Raw genomic sequence first — 22217 nt, 5'->3', positions numbered from 1 at the left:
CCCTCTGGGCAACGACGCGCAATGTGCGGCATTTTGTGTAAGGAATCGCGATGACTTCTCTCCCGAACGGTCTGGCCGGAAATCTCGCTCTTGATGAGCCGAACTATGAACGGCGCGACTCGCGCTGCCGCGACATCGTCGACCATGCGATCGCCGTCCAGGAATCGCGCAACACTATGTCCGCCGTCGAGTATCTCAAATCCCATGACATCGCCCCTCACGTGATCGAGCGCGTCCTGCTCGATCCGCAGCGCCGCCGCACCATCGCCGCCCACTGATCGTTCTCGCCTGACCATCCGGCGCTCGGCGCCGCCTGGCTCATCACGCGTCAATCAATATAAAAATGATATCAAAATCCGGTCTTCCGAAGGCATCGGAAATGCGGAGTTATGCACAAAAAAGTCCGGCGAGAATTATCGAGAAAATTTTTTTGAACTTCCGCATTGACTTTGCAAGCCATTGATTTCGTTGAGGTTTTTTATTGCCTTCTGAACGGGCATTTTGTTGAAAGCCCCGTCTTTCAAGGCTTGCGGGGTGTCAAGCGCCGCTTATCCACAAAGTTATGCACATCGATTGTGGATATGTGAAAAAGTGCTTTAAAAACGGCTACTTAGCTCATCCATTGAATTTGAAGGATGAGCAGCGGCGGCGCCGCGCGGCAAGTTAACAACACTGCGTCGCGCGAAAAGTGGCGGTTTTCCTTGCGCTATTTTACTGGATAAATGTACAGTTCTACTAATTTCCCGATCGATTGCCTTTCATGTCTGTTGTTGCCGTTCCCGAGATCCAGGACGATCCGTATTCCAGCCTTAATCCCGAGCAGCGTTCGGCCGTCGAGCACGATGTCGGTGCGGCCGAGGGCGCCGCACGCCCGCTGCTGGTGATCGCCGGCGCCGGCTCGGGCAAGACCAACACCCTCGCGCACCGGGTCGCGCGCCTGATCCAGAGCGGCGCCGATCCCCAGCGCATCCTGCTGCTGACGTTCTCGCGCCGCGCCGCCACCGAAATGACGCACCGGGCCGGCAGCGTGCTGCACCGGGTGATGGGCATGCGCGGCAGCCAGGCGCCGACCAGCCTGCCGTGGGCCGGCACCTTCCACAGCATCGGCGCACGCCTGCTGCGCGAATATGCGGGGCGGATCGGGTTGGACGAATCGTTCACCATTCACGACCGCGGCGACTCGGAAGACCTGATGGGCCTGGTGCGCCACGAGATCGGCCTGACCCAGACCGCCAAGCGCTTCCCGCTCAAGGGCACCTGCCTGTCGATCTATTCGCGCGTGGTCAACAGCCGCGATCCGCTGGCGCTCGTGCTGCAGAGCACGTTTCCCTGGTGCAGCGAGTGGGAGGCCGAGCTGAAAACCTTGTTCGGCGCCTACGTCGACGCCAAGCAGGAGCAGAACGTGCTGGACTACGACGACCTGCTGCTGTTCTGGTCGGAAATGGCGTGCGACCCGGAACTGGGGCCGGAGCTGGGCGGCCTGTTCGACCACGTGCTGGTGGACGAATACCAGGACACCAACCGGCTGCAGGCGGCGATCATCACCGGAATGAAGCCGGACGGGCGCGGCGTGATGGTGGTGGGCGACGATGCCCAGTCGATCTATTCGTTCCGCGGCGCGACGGTGCGCAACATCCTCGATTTCCCGAAGCAGTTTTCCCAGCCGGCCCGGATGATCACGCTGGACCGCAACTATCGCTCGACCCAGCCGATCCTCGACGCCTCGAACGCGGTCATTGCCGGCGCGCTCGAGCGCCACGCGAAGACGCTGTGGACCGACAAGGTTTCGACCGTGCAGCCGCAGCTGGTGCTGATTCCCGACGAGGCCGAGCAGGCGCGCTGGGTCTGCAACCGCATCCTCGAGCAGCGCGAGGCGGGCACGGCGCTGATCCAGCAGGCGGTGCTGTTTCGCGCCGCCAGCCACAGCGCCGCGCTCGAACTCGAGCTGATGCGCCGCAATATTCCCTTCGTCAAATTCGGCGGCCTGAAGTTCCTGGAGGCGTCGCACATCAAGGACGTGCTTGCGGTCTTGCGCTTCGCCCAGAATCCGAGCGGGCGCATGGCCGGTTTCCGCGTCGCCCAGTTGATTCCCGGCATAGGCCCGGCCACCGCGACCAAACTTCTCGACGCGGTGAGCGAGGCGGCCGAGCCGATGGCGGCGGTCGAGGCGTTTGCCGCCCCGGCCAAGAGCAGCGGCGACTGGCAGGAATTCGTCGCCCTGTACCGGGCGCTGCGCACGCCGGGCCTGCGCTGGCCGGCGGACATCGAGCTGGTGAAGAACTGGTACCTGCCGCACCTGGAGCGCATGCACGACGACGCGCAAGTGCGCGCCGCCGACGTCGAGCAGCTGGCGCAACTGGCCGGCGGCTATGGCACGCGCGAAACCTTCCTGGCCGAAATCACGCTCGACCCGCCGGAAGCGACCAGCGACCGCGCCGGCCCGCCGCTGCTCGACGAGGATTACGTGATCCTGTCGACCATCCATTCATCGAAGGGACAGGAATGGAAATCGGTGCATGTGCTCAACGTCGTCGATGGCTGCATTCCATCGGACATGAGCACCGGCAACGCCGACGATATCGAGGAAGAGCGGCGCCTGCTGTACGTGGCGATGACGCGCGCCAAGGAAAACCTGCACCTGGTGGTCCCGAACCGCTTCTTCATCAAGCAGCAGGCGCAGATGGGCGACCGCCACGTGTATGCGGCGCGCAGCCGCTTCATCGCGCCGGCCATGCTCAAGCATTTCGAGGAGTGCGTGTGGGTCACGGCCGACACGCAGCAGAGCCGCAAGCCGATGCCCGACAGCGTGCGCATGCTGGTGCGCGACCGCGCCCGCAACGCGTGGAAATAGAATCAGCCGGGTTCGGTGGCGACGGCGACGTACTGTTCGACCGTGCCGTCGGCGCCCTTGTAGGCCTTGATCGAGCAGTGCAGCTGGCGCGATACGCCGGCCACGTCGGTGCGCAGCGTGCCGCTCCAGGCGCCGGTGCTCGACAGCTCGGACAGGATCTCGGCGGCAATCTCTGGCGGAAAGGCCTCGCGGTGCACGGCGTGCAGGTCGCGTCCGCGCAGCCGTTCGAGCGGCTGGCCGGCGACCTGGCAGAAATGCGGATTGGCGTCGACAATGCGGCCTTCGCGGTCGAGCGTGAGCACCAGCGCCCGTTCGCCGACCTCGTTCAGTATCTGGCGCGCGCGCTGCAGCTCGGCCAGCGCGGCGTCGCGCGCGTGGGCGGCGTTGGCGAGGGTGGTGTAGGCGCGCAGGGCCGCGATGACCGTGGTGAACAGCTTGCGCGTGGTCAGGTCGGCCTTGCTCCAGAAATCGTTGATGTCGTAATCGACGATGATGCTGTGTTCGAGGGCCTGGCCCGGCTGGCCGGTGCGCAGCACGATGCGCACCAGGTCGTTGTGCAGTTCCTCGCGGACCTTGCGGGCAAACAGCAGGCCGGCGTCGGCCGTTTCCATCATCACGTCGAGCAGCACCAGCGCGATGTCGGGCGTGTCGCGCAGCTTCTCCAACGCCTCCTTGCCGGAGTAGGCGTGCAGGAAGCTGAGGCGGCGGCCCTGGAAGTGGGTGTTGCTGAGCGCAAATTTTGTGACCACATGGACATCGACATCGTCGTCGACAATCAGGATGCGCCAAGGCGCCAGCTCGTCCACGACAGGCGCGCCCTCAGAAGGCGCTTCGTCGTCGATGAACAGGTCCGGGTCGTCTTCGTTCACACGGTCGGTCGCTTGCATGGGCCAACACTAAGTCAGCGCGGGCGCTTTGTCAAAGCAATTCCGGCTGGGCGAAAACCTTGTTAAATCCATCTTCTTCGAGGACTTATCCCCCGCGCGTCGTTTTTGTAGGAATATGCCTCGTGGCTATGTGTAGGACAAAACGCCATCACACGCAAGTCATTGATTTGGAAAGGTTAAATTTCTGCCTGCGGAATGGGCATTTTGTCAAAAATGGCGTGGTTGATGGGCTTTCAAGGCGGCAATGATGCCTTGTCCACAATGTTATCCACAGTTTGTGTGGATATCTGGAAAAGCGCAATGAAATCCGGGGCTTAGCGACCCCGGCCGCGGCGACCGGCGCGTGCACGCAAGAAACGCTTGCCTGCCTGCAGCGCGGACAGGATAGCCGCCGGCGCCGCGATCAGCAGGGCGCCGATCGCGATGCCGGCTGGCGGACTGGCCAAGCCGCGCAGGTAGGCGACGCTGGCGAACCAGCAGGCGCAGCACACCGCCAGCTCGACGGCGGAATCGGTATCGGCGGTGCGGCTGCGGTTCGATGGGCTTGCCATGATCGGCTCCCGTGCAATTGGCCAGCGCCCATGCTAGCGCGCCGGAGCGTGACGAAACTTGAACCAAAGCAAGAATCAGAGCAACGCCTTCAGGCGGTCCAGCTCCGCCAGGAAACGGTCGCGCGACAGCGTGGGCGGCCACGGCTCCCACGCCTGCCCGCCGTAGTGCGCCACCAGCGGATCGTTCGACAGCGGCGGCACGGTGATTTTCAGCGTGTGCAGCACTTCGTGGGCCGACCAGCCCACCACGTGCACCGCTTCGCTGGCGGCGGCCAGGCGGTCGGCGCGCTTGTGCTGCGCGTGGTCGGCCGGCGTCCACGGCGCCAGCCCGTAGCGCAGGAACACCGCCCGTTCGAGGCGGCTGGTGAGGTCGCGGAAGCTGTCGCCCATGAACGGCTTGAGCACCGAGATGCAGTCGAAGCCCAGCAGGCCTTCTTCGGCGTCGTGCAGCAGCTCGCGCAGTTCGTCGAGCGGCGTGAGGGGCGCCGGCGCGGCGGCGCGGCGCAGCAGCAGCACCGTGATCGAATGCTGGGCCACCGACAGCGGCAGGGGCCAGGCCGAATGCCCGCCCCAGCGGTAGGTGCGGGCGAGGCCGAGCGCGAGGTCCTCGTCTTCCCAGTCGGACGGCGTCGGGTTGAGCAGGTCGAGCCGTTTGCCCGACGGCATGCGCACCCACGCGCGGGTGTGCGGATCGTGCGGTGTCGTTGTCATCGGGCGATTCTACAAGATCGCGCCCGCCTCGGACGCAGCCCTCAGGCTCGCCAGCGCGTGCGCGAGCGCCTGCTCGAACTCGGCAAACTGGGGGCAGGCCATGGCCAGCTGGCCGGCACGGGCGCGTGCTTCGAGCGCGCTGGCCAGTTCCTGCAGCCGCGGAGAACTCAGATAGCCGGCGCTGCCCTTGACCGCATGGAAGGCGTCGGCCGCGGCGCCTTGGTCCCCGCGGGCGATGGCGGCGCGCGCCTGGTCCACCCGGCGCGGCGCTTCCGCCAGGAAGGCTCTTGCGATGCTCACCATGTGGGCGGCGCTCAGGCCGGGCAGCGGCACGATGTGCAGCGGATCGGCGGGCGGCGTGTCCGGCGCGGCCGGCGCGGCCGGCGCGGCCGGTTCGGTGCGCGGCAGCTCGCGGCCCGCGGCCAGCAGTTTGTCGATGGTCTGCTGGATGGCCTCGTGCAGCCTGGCGTCGTCCACCGGCTTGGACAGGAAGCCGTCCATGCCGGCCGCGATATAGCGTGCGTTGTCGGGCGCGCTGGCGTTGGCCGTCAGCGCGATGATCGGGATGCCCGGATCGCGTACTTTCAGGGCTCCGGGCCGCGGCACGCGGATCGTGCGCGTGGCCTGCTCGCCGTCCATCACCGGCATGCGGATGTCCATCAGCACCATGTCGTAATCGGCGCTGGCCAGGGCGCGCAGCGCCTCGACGCCATTTTCGACGATGTGCACCCGGTGTCCCATCGTCTCGAGCAGCGCGCCGATGATGATCTGGTTGGTCCGCATGTCTTCGGCGCACAGGATGTTGAGCCGGTATGCGTGGCGCTCGCGACGCGGATCCTGGGGCGTCTCGGGCGGCGCCGCGGCGGCCGCCAGCGGCAGCGTGAAGGCGAAGCGCGAGCCGGCGCCGGGCTGGCTGTCCACCGAGATCGAACCGTGCATCAGCTCGACCAGTTCCTTGCAGATCGCCAGTCCCAGCCCGGTGCCGCCGTAACGGCGCGTGGTCGAATGGTCGGCCTGTTCGAATTTCTGGAACAGGCGCGCCTGCACGTCGGGATCGATGCCCGGCCCGGTGTCGCGCACCGCGAAACTGACCGGGGTGAGGCTGCCCACGGGCGGCCCGGCGGCGACGGTCAGCCGCACCTCGCCCCGTTCGGTGAACTTGATGGCGTTGCCGAGCAGGTTGACCAGGATCTGGCGGATCCGCGTCGGGTCGCCTTCGACGAATTCGGGCAGGCCATCGGCCAGGTTCACGCGAAGCGCCAGTCCCTTTTCGTCGGCCTGGCCTTGCAGGATGCCGGTGGCGTCGGCGATCAGGCCGGCCAGCCGGAACGAGGTCGATTCCAGCGTCAGCTTGCCAGCATCGATCTTGGAGAAATCGAGGATGTCGTTGAGGATCGCCAGCAGCGACTCGCTGTTGTGCAGGCCGATGCGCAGGTACTCGCCGGTGCGGCCCTGCACCGCGCTGTCGCGCAGGCCCAGCTTGAGCATGCCGATCACGCCGGCCAGCGGCGTGCGGATGTCGTGGCTCATCGCCGACAGGAAGTCGATGCGGTGGCGGCTGACCACCTCCGCGTGCTCCTTGGCCACCGTCAGCTCGGCGTTCGCGCGCAGCAGTTCCTGGGTGCGCGTGGCCACGCTTTGCTCCATCTTGTCGCGCAGGATGCGGATCTGGTCGGCCAGCGCGAAGGCCAGCAGCAGCGCATCGACCGTGCCGCCGACCAGCGAGAGCAGGGGAGTGTTGTTGCCCGCCGCGGAGATCAGTCCGAGGTTGGCCGGCACGATCAGCAGCGCCGGCGCCAGAACGGCGATGAAGCCGTACACGAAATAGCGGGCCGGATGGAAGCCGCGGCGCCACGCGACGATGCCGCAAATGAGCGCCAGGACCATCCAGAAACTGAGCATGATGGTGGCCAGCTTGTGCGCCCATCCGATCGCGAACAGGCAGGTGGGCAGCAGCAGCAGGGGCAGCACCAGGTTGATCTTGCTGATGGCCGCCAGCCTTGGGGCGATTTCCTTCAGGCGCAGGAACGGCAGGTAGAACAGGGTGGAGAACACCGGCAGCAGGAAAAACGGCACATAGTGGAAGCGCGCGTCGCGGAAGTCGATCAGGTCGGCAAGCACGTTGAATGCCGTCGCCCAGGCGAGGCCGAACGAGACGACATACAGCGCGTAGTACAGGTAGGACGGGTTGCGGGTGAACGAGTAGATGAAGAAGTTGAAGATCGCCAGCGCCGCGAGCGCGCCGAGCGAAGCGATGATGATGAAGTTTTCGCGCGCGACCAGTTGCTGGAACTCGTCGCGGGGCTGCATCACCATCACCGGCGCGCGGACGAAGTAGGGGCTCGAAAAGCGGATCACCAGCTGGTAATCGCCCTGCGGCGCCAGTGTGACGTCATTGCCGTAATGGAGCAGGTAGTCGTGATGGACCTTGAAGCCGGTGCGAAGGTGCTGGATGCTGCCGTCGGCGCCGAGCAGGCGCGACTCGGCCACGTAGATCATCGTGTTATGCGGCGACATCACCCACTGGGTCGATGGCGATTCGTTGCGCAGCGGGATCACCATCCAGTAGGCGCCGCCGGCCGGATCGACCTTGGCGACCGGCTCGAGCGTGGCCCGCCACGCCGGCACGGCCGCGGCGCTGGCCGGGAACTCGCCGCCGCGGTCCTTGAACAGCGCCGCGTCGGTCATTGCGACGCGGCCGGCATGGGCGAGCACTACCTGGCCGGCGCCTGCGTGTGCGAGGGCTGGCCAGACCAGCGATTGCAGGGCCACCAGGAACAGCAGTAAAAGGACGCGCATGGATACTGTGTATGAATAGTTGAACCAGCCGGCGAATACGGCCCAGCGCGAAGACCATGCATTTTAATCTACAACATGCGCTTGTTTGCGTAAGCGGGGCGACGGCGCCGAAAAAACTGATCACGATGAGGGTTTTGGACCACAATGGCGTGGAATCAACCAGGAGCGCTGATGGGCGAGATCCCAGAACGAATCGATTGCGATGTGCTGGTGGTGGGCGGCGGGATCAACGGCGCCGGGATCGCGCGCGACGCGGCCGGTCGCGGCCTGCGCGTGCTGCTGTGCGAGAAGGACGACCTGGCCGCGCACACGTCGTCGGCGTCCAGCAAGCTGATACACGGCGGCCTGCGCTATCTCGAGCACCGCGAATTTGGCCTGGTGCGCAAGGCGCTCATCGAGCGCGAAGTGCTGCTGCGCAGCGCGCCGCACATCATGCGGCCGCTGCGTTTCGTCATGCCGCACGACGCCGGCCAGCGCCCCGCATGGCTGATCCGCACCGGCCTGTTCCTCTACGACCGGCTGGCGCGGCGCGAATTTTTGCCCGGGTCCGCCGGCGTGGACCTGCGCCGCCATCCGGCCGGCGCCGCGCTGCAAGCGGAGTTCACCCGCGGCTTCGAATATTCCGACGGATGGGTCGACGACGCCCGCCTGGTGGTGCTGGCGGCGCTCGACGCGCGCGAACGCGGCGCGCTGGTCCTGACCCGCACCACTTGCGGCGGCGTGCAGCGCCATCCGCTGCACTGGAGCGCAACGCTGACCGGCGCGGCGGGCGAGACGCGGCGCGTCAGCGCGCGCTGCCTGGTCAACGCCACCGGGCCGTGGGCCGCGACCTTCCTGCAAGGCGCGCTCGGCACGCAGCCGCAGCCGCAGCTGCGCCTGGTGAAGGGCAGCCACATCGTCGTGCCGCGCCTGTTCGAGCACGACTTTGCCTACATCTTCCAGCATCCCGACGGGCGCATCGTTTTCGCGATGCCCTACGAACGCGACTTCACGCTGATCGGCACCACCGACGCCGACTTCCGCGGCAACCTCGACGCCGTCGCCATCGACGATGCGGAGACTGCCTACCTGTGCGAGCTGGCGAACCGCTACTTCCGCCAGCCGATCGGCCCGGCCGACGTGGTGTGGTCCTACGCCGGCGTGCGGCCGCTGGTGGACGACGATGGCGCCAGCGCGCAGGCGGCGAGCCGCGACTTCCGGCTGGCGCACGACACCGATGGCGCGCCGCTGCTCACTGTCCTCGGCGGCAAGATCACCACCTTCCGCAAACTGGCCGAAGAGGCGGTGGACTGGATTGGCCCGCAGCTGGGCAACCGTCATCGAGGATGGACCGCGCAGGCCTGCCTGCCCGGCGGGGACCTGTTCGGCGCGCACCCATCGAATCGCAGCGTGCTCGAATTCGACCAATGGGCGGCGGCAATGCAGCAACGCTACCGCTGGCTCTCGCCGGCGCTGGTGCGGCGCTATGCGCGCGCGTACGGCGCCCGCATCACCGTGCTGCTGGAAGGCTGCCGCACGCTGTCGGACCTCGGTCCCGAGATCGTGCCGGGGCTGTATCCGGCCGAAGCCGACTACCTGATCACCCACGAATGGGCGCGCAGCGCGGCCGACATCCTTTGGCGGCGTTCCAAGCTGGGACTGCACCTGCCGGCGGGCAGCGCGGCGAAGATCGATGCCTGGATCGCTGCCCGCGGCGCCAGGGTCAGCGCGGCCGCGCCACGATCCGGTAGCGCAGCTCCATCGTATCCATCACCGTCATCGCGCCCCCCAGCACCGACATCGGCGTGATGCCGAAATCGCTCTGGCGCAGCTGCAGCGTGCCGCTGGCGGTGAGGCCGCCGGCCGATTCGTCGATGTGCGGCTCCACGGCCACGGTGCGGCTCACGCCATGCAGCGTGACGGTCAGCTGGACCGGCTGGCCGGCGCGCCGCTCGGCGTGCAGCGACACCACCGGAAAACGCTCGGCGTCGAGCACGCGCCCGAGCATGTTGGCGCGCGTGCCGGCGATGGCGTCGTCCGGCGGCGGCGCGCCGAAGCCGGCCTCGCGCCGCAACTGCGCCTCGTCGACGCTCATCTGGTCGAGCCGGAAGCTGAAGTCGGCGCGTCCCTGGTCCGGCGCCGCGAAGCCGGTCACGGTGCGGCTGGCGACGACGTGGTCGTGGCCGAACCGGGCGAACGGGCCGCCGCGCCGCACGGTGACGGCGATCAGCGATTGGGCCGGATCGATGGCCAGCACCTTGCCGCCGGCCTGGCGGTACCAGGCGAACGCGTCAAGCTGCGGCGAGGGCGGTGCCGGCGGGGCCACGCGCGCGCAGCCGGCCAGCGCGCCGGCCAGCGCGAGCAGCGCGCTTACCTGGCGTGCGCGGCCAGCCATGCGTCGATCTCCGGCAAGCGTTCGCTGCGCGCCTTGATGCGGTCCTTGATGCTGGCGACCGCGGTCTCGGCATCGCGGCGCGAACCCGGCGCCAGGTTGGCGCTGGCGTACGCCTCCAGCTTGGCGATCGTCGCCGGGTCGGCCGAGCCGGCGGCCAGGCGCGGAATGTAGCGGCTGCGCGAGCTCGCGTCGATGCGCTCGTTTACCTTGTCCAGGTGCGCCAGCGCGTAGTCGAACGCCAGTTCGGGGTGCTCGCCGGCCACCTGCGCCAGCATCGCCGCGCTGTTGGTCAGGCCAGGTTCCTCGGTCATCGCCAGATCCAGGGCGCGGCGCGCCAGGCCCTCGTCGGCGGACCCTGCCAGCAAGCGGTACAGCTGGTCCTTGATCATAGGCGACTTCTCGCGCCCGGCTTCGCCATGCAGCGCGTCCCACGCGGCGTTGTCGGCGTGCTGCGCGACGACGGACATGAGTACCTTGCGAAGGGGACTGTCGCCGGCCTGGACGTACAGGCGGCGCGCTTCCGCAACGGTGGCCTGGTCGTTCAGCTTGGACAGGATGGACACCAGTTTTTCGCGCAGGTTGGCGATCGTGGCGTTCTCGCCGGCGCGCGGCGCCCAGCCGACCTGCTGGAATACAGGCTGCAGCCGCTTGACCGCGAAGGCGTCGAAACGATCCTGGCGCGCGCGGTCGCCGCCGTACATGTCGTGGATGTCGCTGAACACGCTGGCGATCTTGCCCCATACCTGAGGATCGGCGGACAGCGGCGCGGCGTTCGACAGGTCGAGGAAGTCGGACGCCGGCTGCATGCCCGCCAGGCCAATCGACCAGGTATCGGCGAGAAGGCCCATCTGGTCGATCGGCGCCAGCTGCGAGAAGCTTGCCGCGAGGGCGCGGAATTGGCGCGGTCCGTAGATCGTGCGGTAGTAGCCGTTCTGGCCGGCGTTGACGATGACCGCGCCGCAGCCCGGCACGTCCACGGTGGCCTTGCCGTCCGTGACCAGGGTGCGCACCCGGTGGCTGGACCCGGCCGACTGAAGGGTGACCGGCACGCGCCAGCGCAAGGGCTGCCTGCCCGCCTGGCCGCGGCTGAATTCCGATTGCGTCAGCTCCACCTTCGTGCTGCTGCCGGTGCAGGCGGCGGCGTCGACCCGGATCAACGGCACGCCCGGCTGCAGGGTGAAGTCGTGGGCGATCTGCGTGACGGGCTTGCGCGCCGCCGCTTCCATCGCGCGCCACAGGTCGTCCGACACGGTATTTTTGTAGGCGTGCTGGCGCATGTACGCGCGCACGCCATTGCGCCACGCTTCGGCGCCGACGTAATCTTCCAGCATGCGAATCACCGATTCGCCTTTCTGGTAGGTGATCTCGTCGAAGGCCTGGCTGGCCTGTTCGACCGTCTCCACGTGCTGCACCACCGGGTGCGTGGAGGCGACCGAGTCGCGCACCATCGCACTCTCGCGCACGTTGACCGCATTGAGCGCGGTGTTCCATTCGGGATGCAGGCGCGCGGTCATGCTGCTCTCCATCCACGAGGCGAAGCCTTCGTTGAGCCACAGGTCGTCCCACCACTGCATCGTCACCAGGTCGCCGAACCACTGGTGCGCCATTTCATGCGCGGCGGTGAGGAACACCTCCTGCTTGTCGGACTGGGTCGAGATGGCCGGATCGAGCAGCATCGCGTATTCGAACGAAAAGATGGCGCCCCAGTTTTCCATCGCGCTGAAAAACTGGCTGCGCCCCGGCGCGGCCACGTTGTCCAGCTTGGGCAGCGGGTAGGGCACGCCGAAATAGCGGTTGTATTCGCCGAGGATCGCCTTCGAAGCATCGAGGGTGAAGGCGGCCTTGGCGGCGCCGCCCCTGGTGGTGATCACACCAAGTTCGGTGGCGCCGGCCCTGGTGGTGGCGCGTTCGAATTCGCCCAGGCCGAAGAACAGCAGATAGGTCGACATCTTCGGCGTGGCGGCAAATTTCACCACGCTGCGCCCGTCCGGCAGCACCCGGCTTGAAGCGGCCGGCATGTTACTGACCGCCATCTGGCCCGCCGGCACGGTCGCCTGCAGCGTGAAGCTGGCCTTGTAGGCTGGCTCGTCCCACGACGGAATCATGCGGCGCGCGTCGGAATTTTCGAACTGCGTGTACAGCGCGCGCTTCTTGCCGGCGCCGGTATCGTAATCGAGCGAGAACAGGCCGGCCGCCTGCTGGCCGATGACGCCCTGGTAGTCGAGCGCCAGAAGGTAACGCCCTGCCGGGACGGTGCGGGGGAAGCGGAAGGTCGCGCTCTGCGCGTCGGCGTCGATACTGATGGTTGCTGCGGCGGGCGCGCCGCCGGCGGCAGGCGTAAGTGTGGCGCGGTCGAACTTGAGGTCGGCCGCGTTGAGCGTGATGGTGTTTGTTGGCGCTTCGACGTCGAGCGTGATGACGACCCTGCCGGCGAAGGCGGCACGCTGTGCGTCCGGGGTGATGGCGACGTCGTAGTGAATGGGACGCACGCCGCGCGGCAGCTGCGTGGTGACGGTTGCGACGCGCGCCGCCGCGGGGGCGGCCAGCAGGGGTTGGGCCGCCAGGCCGGCAAGTGCGAGAACTGCTGCTGAAATCAGGCTGCGATGCATGAAGATCCTTGTACGTGGGTTGTCACGCAATCTAAAGTGAAAGGGCGGGCATGTCAACGCGCGCACGCCGGCGATTCGGGTATGATCGCAGGCTGCAAGTACGACCTACCGCAACCGAAAGGAAAGCCATGATCGACCTGTATTCCGCGGCCACGCCGAACGGCCACAAGGTGTCCATCGCGCTGGAGGAACTGGCGCTGCCGTACACGCTGCACGAGCTCGACCTGCAGGCGAACCAGCAGAAGGAGGACTGGTTCCTGGCGATCAATCCGAACGGCCGGATTCCCGCCATCGTCGACCGCGCCGAGGACAATTTTGCCGTGTTCGAATCCGGCGCGATCCTGGTGTACCTGGCCGAGAAGACCGGGCGCCTGATGCCGCATGACGCCAAGGGGCGCTCGCTGGTGATGCAGTGGCTGATGTTCCAGATGGGCGGCATCGGCCCGATGATGGGGCAGGCCAATGTCTTCTTCCGCTACTTCCCCGAGAAGATCCAGCCGGCCATCGACCGCTACCAGGGCGAGAGCCGGCGCCTGTTCCGGGTGCTCGACACGCGCCTGAAGGACCACGAATTCCTGGCCGGCGATTATTCGATCGCCGACATCGCCAACTGGGCATGGGTGCGCACCCACAACTGGTCCGGCGTGCCAATCGACGAACTGCCGAACCTGCAGCGCTGGATCGATGCGATCCGCCAGCGCCCGGCGGTGCAGCAAGGCCTGCTGCTGCCGCCATCGCCGCGCGACCTGGCGTCGAACACCGACGAGAATGCCGAAAAATACGCCGCCGCCGTGCGCGGCATGGTCGAAACCGGCCAGTCCAAAAACGCCTGAAACTATCTGGAGAGAGAATGAAACTGTACGTCAGCAGCCATGCACCCAACCCGCGCCGCGTCACCATGTTCATCGCCGAAAAGGGCATCACGGGCATCGAGAACGTCACCATCGACATCCTCGCCGGCGAGCAGCACAGCGAATCGTTCGTCGCCAAGAATCCGCTGGCGCGCGTGCCGGCGCTGGAGCTGGACGATGGCCGCGTGCTGTGCGAAACGCGCGCGATCTGCAGCTACCTGGAAGGGCTGTATCCGGAGCCGAACCTGATGGGCGAGGGCTTCGAGGAGCGCGCCTTCATCGAAATGGCCGACCGGCGCGCCGAGCTGCACTTGTTCGCGCAGATTGCCAATTCGGCGCGCCACACGCATCCGGCGCTGGCGGCGCTGGAGAAGCCGCAGTTTCCCGATTTCGGCGCGTCGCAGGGCGAGAAGGTGCGCGAGGGAGCCCGCTGGCTCGATGGCGCGCTGGCCAATCATCCCTACGTGGCGGGGCACCGGTTCACGATCGCCGACATCACCGCGTTCTGCGCGCTGGAGTTTGCGCGCGGCCTGTTGAAGTTCAAGCCGGGCGCCGAAGGGTTCAACAACCTGCAGGAGTGGCGCGACCGGATCGCGGCGCGTCCGTCCGTGGGCCGGCCTTAAGAAAGCCGTCGTACCTGCGAAGGCAGGTACCTATGCTGAATGTGCGTCATTGCTTGCTCAGCATGGGTACCTGCCTTCGCAGGTACGACGTTTTTGCGATCAGGCGACGCGCTTGTACCAGGGCTGGTGCGGGAACACCGCCTGGTAGCTCGCCGCCAGCGGGTCCCCGTGCGGGATCTCGCGGTCCAGCCCCAGCACGCCGAACAGCGACAGGCTGTCGTGGAACAGCCGCAGCACGCGCTGGCGCAGCAGCGGGCCGAAGTCGGGCAGGGCGCGCTGGCATGCGATCAGCTGGAATTCGTTGAACGAGGCGTCCGTCACGACGTTGTACTGGGCCCAGGTGATGCGCTCGCGCAGCGACGGCAGCAGTACCGCGCGGCCGTCGGCCACGTCGAAATAATCGGTCAGCTGCGCCGTGCCGCCGCTCTTGAAGTAATTTTCCTGGTATTCCGCCAGGCGTTCGGCGGGAATGCTGGCCAGGTGCGCCGCGGCCACCATCTCCTCGTTGGCCACGGTGGCGTAAATCTCGGTGCGCAGGTGCAGCTGCTCCTCGGCCAGCAGGATCGCCAGTGACCACGCTTCCTCGGGGCCGGCGCATTCGGCCAGCCACACCTTCGGCACGGCCGACGCGCGCAGGCACGACGCCAGCACGATGCGCGCCTGGCGCGCCCGTTCCGGATCGTCGAACAGCGCGGCCGGCTGCACCGACAGCGCGCGCAGCAGGGCAGCCCCGGCGCCCGGCTCGTGCAGCACCCGGTCCTGCAGTGACGAGACGGTAGCCAGTCCGCGCGCCTGCATCAGCTGGTGCAGCTTGCGCCGCAGCGCGGGCCGGTCGTAGGCCCTGAAATCGTAGCCGAAACGCTGGAACAGCGCCTCGAGCAGCAGCTCGATCTCGAGTTCTTCCGTCGCCAGTCCTGCTTCCATCGCCAGGTACCCGGTCAATGCAGCCATACCCGCATCAGCGACAGCAGCTGCGCCACGTCGACCGGCTTGGTGATGTAGTCGGACGCGCCGGCGGCGATGCACTTGTCGCGGTCGCCCTTCATCGCTTTCGCGGTCAGCGTGATGATCGGCAGCGACTTGAACTTCGGAATGCGCCGGATCGCGCGCATCGTGTCGTAGCCGTCCATCTCCGGCATCATGATGTCCATCAGGACGATCTCGATGCTCGGGTCCTTCTCCAGCACCTCGATGCCGTCGCGGCCGTTCTCGGCGAACGATACCTGCATCTGCTGACGCTCGAGCAGCGAGGACAGCGCGAAGATGTTGCGCAGGTCGTCGTCGACGATCAGCACCTTGCGTCCGGCCAGGCCGCCGTCGGCCGCATGGATCTCTTCGAGCATGCGGCGCTGCAGTTCGGGCAGCGAGGCGTGCGAGCGGTGCAGGAACAGCGCGGTCTCGTCGAGCAGGCGCTCGGGCGAGCGCGCGTCCTTGATCACGATGGTCTTGGCGTAGCGCTTGAGCTTCGTCACTTCCTTCTTGTTCAGCTCCTTGGCGGTGTAGATCACGATCGGCAGGTCGCGCAGGTTCGGCTCCTTGCCGATCACGTCGAGCAGGTCGAAGCCGCTGATGTCGGGCAGGGTCAGGTCGAGCACCATGCAGTCGAAGTGCGACGAGCGCAGCGCGTCGAGCGCCTGCGCGCCGGTTTCCACCGCGACGATGCGCAGGTCGGAGTCGCCGATCAGCGAGACGATCGAATCGCGCTGCATCTTCTCGTCGTCCACCACCAGCAGGCTGCGCTTGCCGCCCATCAGGAACTTCTGGATGCGGGTGAATTCCTCCTGCAGCGCCTCGCGCGACACCGGCTTGTTGATGTACGAGATCGCGCCCTGGCGCAGCGCGCGCTCGCGCTCGCGCAGGCTGGACATCACGTGCACCGGGATGTGGCGCGTGCTCGGGTCGCGCTTCAGGCGGTCGAGCACCGTGAAGCCGTCGATGTCGGGCAGGTCGAGGTCGAGCAGGATCGCCGACGGCAGGTAGTCGCGCGCCATCGACAGCACCGAGTCGCCCAGGTGGGTGACGATGCCCTTGAAGTTCTTCTCGCGGGCGAATTCGAGCACCATTTCGGCGAACGCCTCGTCATCCTCGACGATCAGCACCGAAGGATCTCCCGGTGCGATCAGGCCGCGGTCGTCCGGCATCGAATTGAATTCGACCACCTGGACCGAATTGGCCGTGCTTGGCGCCGGGGCGACGTCGTTCTCCAGCTGCAGCGTATTGGCGTACACCACCTGGGCCGGCGGCGCCATGCGCGCAGGCTGCGGCTGGCGCGCCTGGTCGTAGTTGATGAAGCCGGCGCGGTTGTAAGGCAGGAACAGGGTGAAGGTGGAACCGGTGTTGACCACCGATTCGACCCGGATCTCGCCGCCCAGGAGGCGCGCCAGTTCGCGCGAAATCGACAGGCCAAGGCCGGTGCCGCCGTACTTGCGGGCGGTCGAGCCGTCGGCCTGCTGGAACGCTTCGAAGATCAGCTGCAGCTTGTCGGCGGCGATACCGACGCCGGTGTCGCGCACCGAGAACGCCAGCACCGCGTCGGCGTGCACCAGGCTCGGATGGTCGCTGGTCCAGCCGCTGGTGACCAGCGAGATGTTCAGCGCGACCTGGCCGTGGCTGGTGAACTTGAACGCGTTCGACAGCAGGTTTTTCAGCACCTGCTGCAAGCGCGTGGTATCGGTCATCACCGCGGTAGGCAGCGTGTCGGCCAGTTCCACCGTGAATCCGAGGTGCTTCGCTTCGGCCATGTGGCGGAAGGTGCGGTCGACGTAGTTGCGCAGGTTCGAGAAGCGGTACTCGGACACGTCCAGCGTGACCGTGCCGGACTCGATCTTCGACAGGTCGAGAATGTCGTTAATGAGCGTCAGCAGGTCGGAGCCGGAGCCGTGGATAGTTTTCGCGAATTCCACCTGCTTGCCCGACAGGTTGCCCTCGGGGTTATCCGACAGCTGCTGCGCGAGGATGAGCAGGGAGTTGAGCGGGGTGCGCAGCTCGTGCGACATGTTTGCCAGGAACTCGGACTTGTACTTCGACGACAGCGCCAGCTGGGTCGCTTTCTCTTCCAGCGCCAGCTTGGCCTGCTCCACCTCGCGGTTCTTCCGTTCCACCTCGATGTTCTGCTCGGACAGCAGGCGCGCTTTCTCCGCCAGCTCCTGGTTGGTCTGCTGGAGCTCTTGCGCCAGCGACTGGGACTGGGTCAGCAGCGACTCGGTCCGGCTGTTCGCCTCGATGGTGTTGAGCACCACGCCGATCGACTCCATCAGCTGGTCGAGGAAGGACAGGTGGGTTTCGGTGAAGCGGTCGAGCGAGGCGATCTCGATGACCGCCTTGACCTGCTGCTCGAACAGGATCGGCAGCACGACGATGTTGGTGGGCGGCGCCGCGCCCAGGCCCGACGAAACGACGATGTAATCGCGCGGCACGTCGGTCAGCCAGATGCGGGTTTTCTCGACCGCGCACTGTCCGACCAGGCCTTCGCCCGGCAGGAAGGAGGTCGCGAGCTTGCGGCTGGAACGGTAGCCGTAGCTGGCGATCATGCGCAGGCGCGCATCCATCTCCTGCGAGTCCATCATGTAGAACACGCCGTGGTGGGCCGACACCAGCGGCGCCAGCTCGGACAGGATCAGCTTCGTCACCGCCTGCAGGTCGCGCTGGCCCTGCAGCAGTCGCGTGAAGCGCGCCAGGTTGGTCTTGAGCCAGTCCTGCTGTGCGTTCTTCTGCGTGGTTTCCTTCAGGTTTCGGATCATCTCGTTGATGTTGTCCTTCAGGTAGGACACCTCGCCGCGCGCCTCCACCTGGATCGAACGGGACAAGTCGCCTCGCGTCACCGCGGTCGCCACTTCACCAATCGCGCGCATCTGGTTGGTCAGGTTAGCCGCCAGCTGGTTGACGTTCTCGGTCAAGTCCTTCCAGGTGCCGCCGACGCCCGACACGTTCGCCTGGCCGCCCAGCTTGCCCTCGGTACCCACCTCGCGCGCCACCCGCGTCACTTCCGACGCGAACGAGGACAGCTGGTCCACCATCACGTTGATGGTGTCTTTCAGTTCCAGGATCTCGCCCTTCACGTCCACGGTGATCTTCTTGGACAGGTCGCCGCGCGCCACCGCGGTCGTCACCGCCGCGATGTTACGCACCTGGCCCGTCAGGTTCGACGCCATGAAGTTCACGTTATCGGTCAGGTCCTTCCAGGTGCCGCCGACGCCCGGCACGTATGCCTGGCCGCCCAGCTTGCCCTCGGTACCCACCTCGCGCGCCACCCGGGTCACCTCGGATGCGAACGAGGACAACTGGTCCACCATCACGTTAATCGTGTTTTTCAGCTCGAGAATCTCGCCCTTCACGTCCACCGTGATCTTCTTCGACAGGTCGCCGTTCGCCACCGCGGTCGTCACGTCCGCGATGTTACGCACCTGGCCGGTCAGGTTCGACGCCATGAAGTTCACGTTGTCGGTCAAGTCCTTCCAGGTGCCGCCCACGCCCGGCACGTTCGCCTGGCCGCCCAGCTTGCCCTCGGTACCCACCTCGCGCGCCACCCGGGTCACCTCGGATGCGAACGAGTTCAATTGGTCCACCATCACGTTGATGGTGTTTTTCAGTTCGAGAATCTCGCCCTTCACGTCCACCGTGATCTTCTTGGACAAGTCGCCGTTCGCCACCGCGGTAGTCACGTCGGCGATGTTTCGCACCTGGCCGGTGAGGTTACCCGCCATCGAGTTCACCGAGTCGGTCAAGTCCTTCCAGGTGCCCGCGACGCCCTTCACCTGCGCCTGGCCGCCCAGCTTGCCCTCGGTACCCACCTCGCGCGCCACGCGCGTCACTTCGGAGGAGAACGAGGACAGCTGGTCCACCATCACGTTAATCGTGTTTTTCAGCTCCAGAATCTCGCCCTTGACGTCCACGGTAATCTTCTTGGACAGGTCGCCGTTCGCCACCGCGGTCGTCACGGTCGCGATGTTACGCACCTGGCCCGTCAGGTTCGAGGCCATGAAGTTCACGTTATCGGTCAAGTCCTTCCAGGTGCCGCCCACGCCCGGCACGTAGGCCTGGCCGCCCAGCTTTCCTTCGGTACCCACCTCGCGCGCCACCCGGGTCACTTCGGAAGCGAACGATCGCAGCTGGTCCACCATGACGTTGATGGTGTCCTTCAGCTGCAGGATCTCGCCGCGCACGTCCACCGTAATTTTCTTCGACAAATCGCCGTTCGCCACCGCGGTGGTCACCTCGGCGATGTTACGCACCTGCGAGGTCAGGTTACCCGCCATCGAGTTCACCGAGTCGGTCAGGTCCTTCCAGGTGCCGGCCACGCCCTTCACCTGCGCCTGGCCACCCAGCTTGCCCTCGGTGCCCACTTCCCGCGCCACGCGCGTCACTTCGGACGAGAACGAGGAGAGCTGCTCCACCATCGTGTTGGCGGTGGTCGCCGCGCGCAGGTACTGGCCCTTGAGCGGGTGGCCGTCCACTTCCAGCGCCATGGTCTGCGACAGGTCGCCTTTCGCCACGGCGCCGATCACGCGCGCCATCTCGGTGGTCGGGCGCACCAGGTCGTCGATCAGGGTGTTGACGGAGCTGATGATGGTCTGCCAGCCGCCGGCCACATTGGGCACCGCGGCGCGCTGGGTCAGGCGGCCCTCGCGGCCCACCACGCGCGACACTTCGGTGACCGCCTTGACCATCTTTTCCTTGGTCTCGATGATGTCGTTCATGGTGTCGGCGATCTTGCCGGCCACGCCGGTCCAGTCGGACGGCATGCGCGCGGTGAAGTCGCCTTTTTTCAGCGCCATCAGCGTGGAAAGAAGCAGCTTGGCGTCCAGCTCTTCAATGAAATCGCTCATGTTATTCATCGACATTGTCCTCGTTTTTTGGGAGTGAATGGGGTGGCCGGATCTGGGTCCGGCTCGTGATGGTGGAATGCTTTGCGCCGGCGGAGGCCAGCAGGTCGGAAACGGTGTCGGCCGCCAGCGGCTGGCTCACCATCGCGCCCTGGTACTGATCGCAGCCGAGCGCGCGCAACTGCGCCAGCTGTTCGTCGGTGTCGACGCTTTGCGCCAGCACCGACAGGCCGAGCGCGCGCGCCAGGTGGATGATCGCGGCGACCATATCGGCGCCGCCGGGGGCGCCGAGGTCGCGCACGAAGGCGCAATCGATCTTGATGGCGTCGAACGGCAGGTCGCGCAGCGCGGTCAGCGAGGCGCCGGCGCTGCCGAAGTCGTCGACCGCCAGGCGCACGCCGGCCGCGCGCAGCGCCTGCAGCACCGGGCGCGCCTCGTCGGCAGGGGAGAGCAGGTGTTCGGCGATCTCGAGCTCGAGCCAGCCGGCTTCGAGCCCGCACTTCTCCATGTGGGTTGCGACCCACTGCGCCAGCGCCGGTTCGATCCGGGCGCCTGCCAGGTTCACCGAGATCGGCAGCGACTGGCCCTGGCGGCGCCAGCGCGCGGCCTGCGCACACGCCGCGCCGATGGTCCACTCGCTGACCCGTTCTAGCAGCGCGCGGTCGTTCACCTGCGGCAGGAAGGCCGGCGCCGCGAGCAGGCCAAGGCTGCGATGGCGCCAGTGCAGCAGCGCTTCGACGCCGGCCAGGGCGCCGCTGTCCATGTCCGCTTTCGGCAGGAACAGCAAGGTCAGTTCGTCGCCATCGAGCGCCTGCTGCAGTTCGGCGGCCCAGCGCGCCCGTTCCACTTCGAGCGTGTTCAGCTCTTCGCGGAAGAACACGATGCTGCCGCGGCGGTGCCGCTTGGCGTGGTACATCGCGAAGTCGGCATTGCGCAGCAAGGTGGCGGCGTTGGCCGCGTCCTGCGGATACAGGCCGATGCCGATGCTGGCCGCCGTGCGCACCTGCTTGCCGCCGATCTCGTACGGCTGCTGGTTGGCCTGCTCGATCTTGCGCGCCACGCCGGCCGCGTTGGCGGCCGCGCCGGGGCCGGCCAGCAGCACCACGAACTCGTCGCCGCCCAGACGCGCCACCACATCGGAGGCGCGCACCGCGGCCAGCAGGCGCGCGGCGACCTGGCGCAGCAGCTCGTCGCCGGTTTCGTGACCGAGCGTGTCGTTGATGCGCTTGAACTGGTCGAGGTCGAGGAACAGCAGCGCGAATTCGCCGGCATGGCGATCGGCGAAGGCGACCGCGTGCTCGAGCTGGTGGATCAGCGCGCGGCGGTTCAGCAGGCCGGTCAGGGCATCGCGGATCGACAGCTCGTGGGCGCGCTGCTCGGCCAGCTTGCGTTCGGCCACTTCGAGTTCGAGCTCGCCATTGATGCGCTCGAGGTCCTGCAGGCGCTGGGCGCCAAGGTCGTCGTACAGGCGCGCCAGTTCCTCGGTCTTGGCCACCAGCGCCAGGTTGTACTTGGTCAGCTCGACGAAGACCCGCACCTTGGTCTGCAGCACTTGCGGGATCACCGGCGTAAACAGGTAGTCGACCGCGCCGGCCTGGTAGGCCTTGAGGCGGTGCAGCTCGTCGGGGTAGTGGGCGGTGATGAAAATGATCGGCAGCGCGGCGGAACGGGGATGGGAGTGGATCGCCTCGGCGGTCTGGTAGCCGTCCATGCCCGGCATGTTCACGTCGAGCAGGATCACCGCGAATTCGTGGGTGAGCACCTCTCGCAGCGCCTGCTGGCCGGAAGTGGCCGTGATCAGCTCGTACTCGTTGCCGCGCGTGGCACCGGCGAGCGCCGTTTCCAGCGCGAGCAGGCTCGCGGCGTCGTCGTTGACAAGCAGGACTTTAGGGATTTGCACGTCGGGACGGGACCTGTTTTGAGAATAGCTGGGCGGCAGAACGTCGGCAGTTTGCCCGGCAATTACGTTGTGGAATTCTACGTCAAGTATTTCACCGACGCCCGTCCGACACGTGAGCAATTTGGTAAAAATACAACAACAACCGCAGCCTGCTTAAAACCATCATACTCGCTAAAAAATTTCCATAGCGCACAATAGAAAGTGGTAGCTTTAATGCAACGAAGGCGTCGTCTGTCATA

14 protein-coding genes are annotated in these 22217 nt (G+C 66.4%); 5 read left to right on the top strand and 9 right to left on the bottom strand.

Going from position 1 to position 22217, the window contains the following annotated elements:
* The first annotated feature begins 50 nt into the window (after positions 1 to 50).
* Together Q4S45_RS10795 and Q4S45_RS10790 are read left to right on the top strand one after the other, a co-directional pair.
* Complete coding sequence (locus Q4S45_RS10795; protein ID WP_305511772.1) at positions 51 to 278, top strand: hypothetical protein; 228 nt, start codon at positions 51 to 53, stop codon at positions 276 to 278.
* Between the two features lie 482 nt (positions 279 to 760).
* The gene (locus Q4S45_RS10790; protein ID WP_305511770.1) at positions 761 to 2851 is read left to right on the top strand and encodes an ATP-dependent helicase; all 2091 of its coding nucleotides are present in this window, start codon (positions 761 to 763) and stop codon (positions 2849 to 2851) included.
* A gap of 2 nt (positions 2852 to 2853) precedes the next feature.
* On the opposite strand, the gene Q4S45_RS10785 is transcribed toward Q4S45_RS10790, so the two are convergent.
* The 4 genes from Q4S45_RS10785 to Q4S45_RS10770 all read right to left on the bottom strand — a co-directional run bounded on the left by Q4S45_RS10785 (position 2854) and on the right by Q4S45_RS10770 (position 7799).
* Complete coding sequence (locus Q4S45_RS10785) at positions 2854 to 3738, bottom strand: PAS domain-containing protein (RefSeq protein ID WP_305511768.1); 885 nt, start codon at positions 3736 to 3738, stop codon at positions 2854 to 2856.
* Between the two features lie 314 nt (positions 3739 to 4052).
* Positions 4053 to 4289: a hypothetical protein gene (locus Q4S45_RS10780; RefSeq protein ID WP_305511766.1), complete on the bottom strand. Its 237-nt coding sequence runs from the start codon at positions 4287 to 4289 to the stop codon at positions 4053 to 4055.
* Between the two features lie 75 nt (positions 4290 to 4364).
* Entirely contained in the window at positions 4365 to 5000 is a 636-nt protein-coding gene (locus tag Q4S45_RS10775; protein ID WP_305511764.1) for a phosphohydrolase, read from the bottom strand.
* A gap of 9 nt (positions 5001 to 5009) precedes the next feature.
* Positions 5010 to 7799, bottom strand: a complete 2790-nt coding sequence (locus Q4S45_RS10770) for an ATP-binding protein (RefSeq protein WP_305511762.1) — start codon at positions 7797 to 7799, stop codon at positions 5010 to 5012.
* 171 nt (positions 7800 to 7970) lie between these two features.
* Here Q4S45_RS10770 and glpD point away from each other — a divergent pair, with 171 nt between their 5' ends.
* Positions 7971 to 9587, top strand: coding sequence for a glycerol-3-phosphate dehydrogenase (glpD, locus tag Q4S45_RS10765; protein ID WP_305511760.1), 1617 nt, complete (start codon positions 7971 to 7973; stop codon positions 9585 to 9587).
* Here the strand turns inward: glpD and Q4S45_RS10760 are convergent.
* Positions 9502 to 10173 carry a YceI family protein gene (locus Q4S45_RS10760; RefSeq protein WP_305511759.1) on the bottom strand — a complete coding sequence of 224 codons (672 nt, stop codon included), beginning with the start codon at positions 10171 to 10173 and terminating at the stop codon, positions 9502 to 9504. The two genes, glpD and Q4S45_RS10760, sit on opposite strands and share 86 nt — an antisense overlap.
* On the bottom strand, positions 10149 to 12782 hold the full coding sequence (locus tag Q4S45_RS10755; RefSeq protein ID WP_305511758.1) for a M1 family metallopeptidase: 2634 nt from the start codon (positions 12780 to 12782) through the stop codon (positions 10149 to 10151). The genes Q4S45_RS10760 and Q4S45_RS10755 overlap by 25 nt, the downstream gene beginning before the upstream one ends.
* Positions 12783 to 12910: 128 nt before the next feature.
* On the opposite strand from Q4S45_RS10755, the gene Q4S45_RS10750 reads away from it, so the two are divergent.
* A complete protein-coding gene (locus Q4S45_RS10750) occupies positions 12911 to 13615 on the top strand; it encodes a glutathione S-transferase family protein (protein ID WP_305511756.1) in 705 nt (234 codons plus the stop codon).
* Positions 13616 to 13632: 17 nt separating this feature from the next.
* A complete protein-coding gene (locus Q4S45_RS10745; protein ID WP_305511754.1) occupies positions 13633 to 14256 on the top strand; it encodes a glutathione S-transferase family protein in 624 nt (207 codons plus the stop codon).
* Between the two features lie 99 nt (positions 14257 to 14355).
* Here the strand turns inward: Q4S45_RS10745 and Q4S45_RS10740 are convergent, their stop codons facing one another.
* The 3 genes from Q4S45_RS10740 to Q4S45_RS10730 are packed head-to-tail and all read right to left on the bottom strand — an operon-like array spanning position 14356 to position 21978.
* The gene (locus Q4S45_RS10740; RefSeq protein WP_305511752.1) at positions 14356 to 15207 is read right to left on the bottom strand and encodes a protein-glutamate O-methyltransferase CheR; all 852 of its coding nucleotides are present in this window, start codon (positions 15205 to 15207) and stop codon (positions 14356 to 14358) included.
* Positions 15195 to 20090: a response regulator gene (locus Q4S45_RS10735; protein ID WP_305512089.1), complete on the bottom strand. Its 4896-nt coding sequence runs from the start codon at positions 20088 to 20090 to the stop codon at positions 15195 to 15197. The genes Q4S45_RS10740 and Q4S45_RS10735 overlap by 13 nt, the downstream gene beginning before the upstream one ends.
* A complete protein-coding gene (locus tag Q4S45_RS10730; protein ID WP_305511750.1) occupies positions 20083 to 21978 on the bottom strand; it encodes a bifunctional diguanylate cyclase/phosphodiesterase in 1896 nt (631 codons plus the stop codon). Before Q4S45_RS10730 ends, Q4S45_RS10735 begins: the two co-directional genes overlap by 8 nt.
* Between the last annotated feature and the right edge of the window lie 239 nt (positions 21979 to 22217).

Origin of the sequence: Massilia sp. R2A-15 (genome assembly GCF_030704305.1) — a bacterium.
Lineage (GTDB): Bacteria > Pseudomonadota > Gammaproteobacteria > Burkholderiales > Burkholderiaceae_D > JAFCUW01.
Note: the sequence above shows the minus strand (reverse complement) of the source record. Positions and strands in the feature narration are given on the sequence as shown.

Excerpts from the sequence above, each read along its gene's own strand:
- Q4S45_RS10740 (WP_305511752.1), bottom strand. The coding sequence starts at position 15,207 with ATGGCTGCATTGACCGGGTACCTGGCGATGGAAGCAGGACTGGCGACG.
- glpD (WP_305511760.1), top strand. The coding sequence starts at position 7,971 with ATGGGCGAGATCCCAGAACGAATCGATTGCGATGTGCTGGTGGTGGGC.
- Q4S45_RS10775 (WP_305511764.1), bottom strand. The coding sequence starts at position 5,000 with ATGACAACGACACCGCACGATCCGCACACCCGCGCGTGGGTGCGCATG.
- Q4S45_RS10760 (WP_305511759.1), bottom strand. The coding sequence starts at position 10,173 with ATGGCTGGCCGCGCACGCCAGGTAAGCGCGCTGCTCGCGCTGGCCGGC.
- Q4S45_RS10770 (WP_305511762.1), bottom strand. The coding sequence starts at position 7,799 with ATGCGCGTCCTTTTACTGCTGTTCCTGGTGGCCCTGCAATCGCTGGTC.
- Q4S45_RS10755 (WP_305511758.1), bottom strand. The coding sequence starts at position 12,782 with ATGCATCGCAGCCTGATTTCAGCAGCAGTTCTCGCACTTGCCGGCCTG.
- Q4S45_RS10780 (WP_305511766.1), bottom strand. The coding sequence starts at position 4,289 with ATGGCAAGCCCATCGAACCGCAGCCGCACCGCCGATACCGATTCCGCC.
- Q4S45_RS10735 (WP_305512089.1), bottom strand. The coding sequence starts at position 20,090 with ATGAATAACATGAGCGATTTCATTGAAGAGCTGGACGCCAAGCTGCTT.
- Q4S45_RS10750 (WP_305511756.1), top strand. The coding sequence starts at position 12,911 with ATGATCGACCTGTATTCCGCGGCCACGCCGAACGGCCACAAGGTGTCC.
- Q4S45_RS10745 (WP_305511754.1), top strand. The coding sequence starts at position 13,633 with ATGAAACTGTACGTCAGCAGCCATGCACCCAACCCGCGCCGCGTCACC.
- Q4S45_RS10795 (WP_305511772.1), top strand. The coding sequence starts at position 51 with ATGACTTCTCTCCCGAACGGTCTGGCCGGAAATCTCGCTCTTGATGAG.
- Q4S45_RS10790 (WP_305511770.1), top strand. The coding sequence starts at position 761 with ATGTCTGTTGTTGCCGTTCCCGAGATCCAGGACGATCCGTATTCCAGC.
- Q4S45_RS10785 (WP_305511768.1), bottom strand. The coding sequence starts at position 3,738 with ATGCAAGCGACCGACCGTGTGAACGAAGACGACCCGGACCTGTTCATC.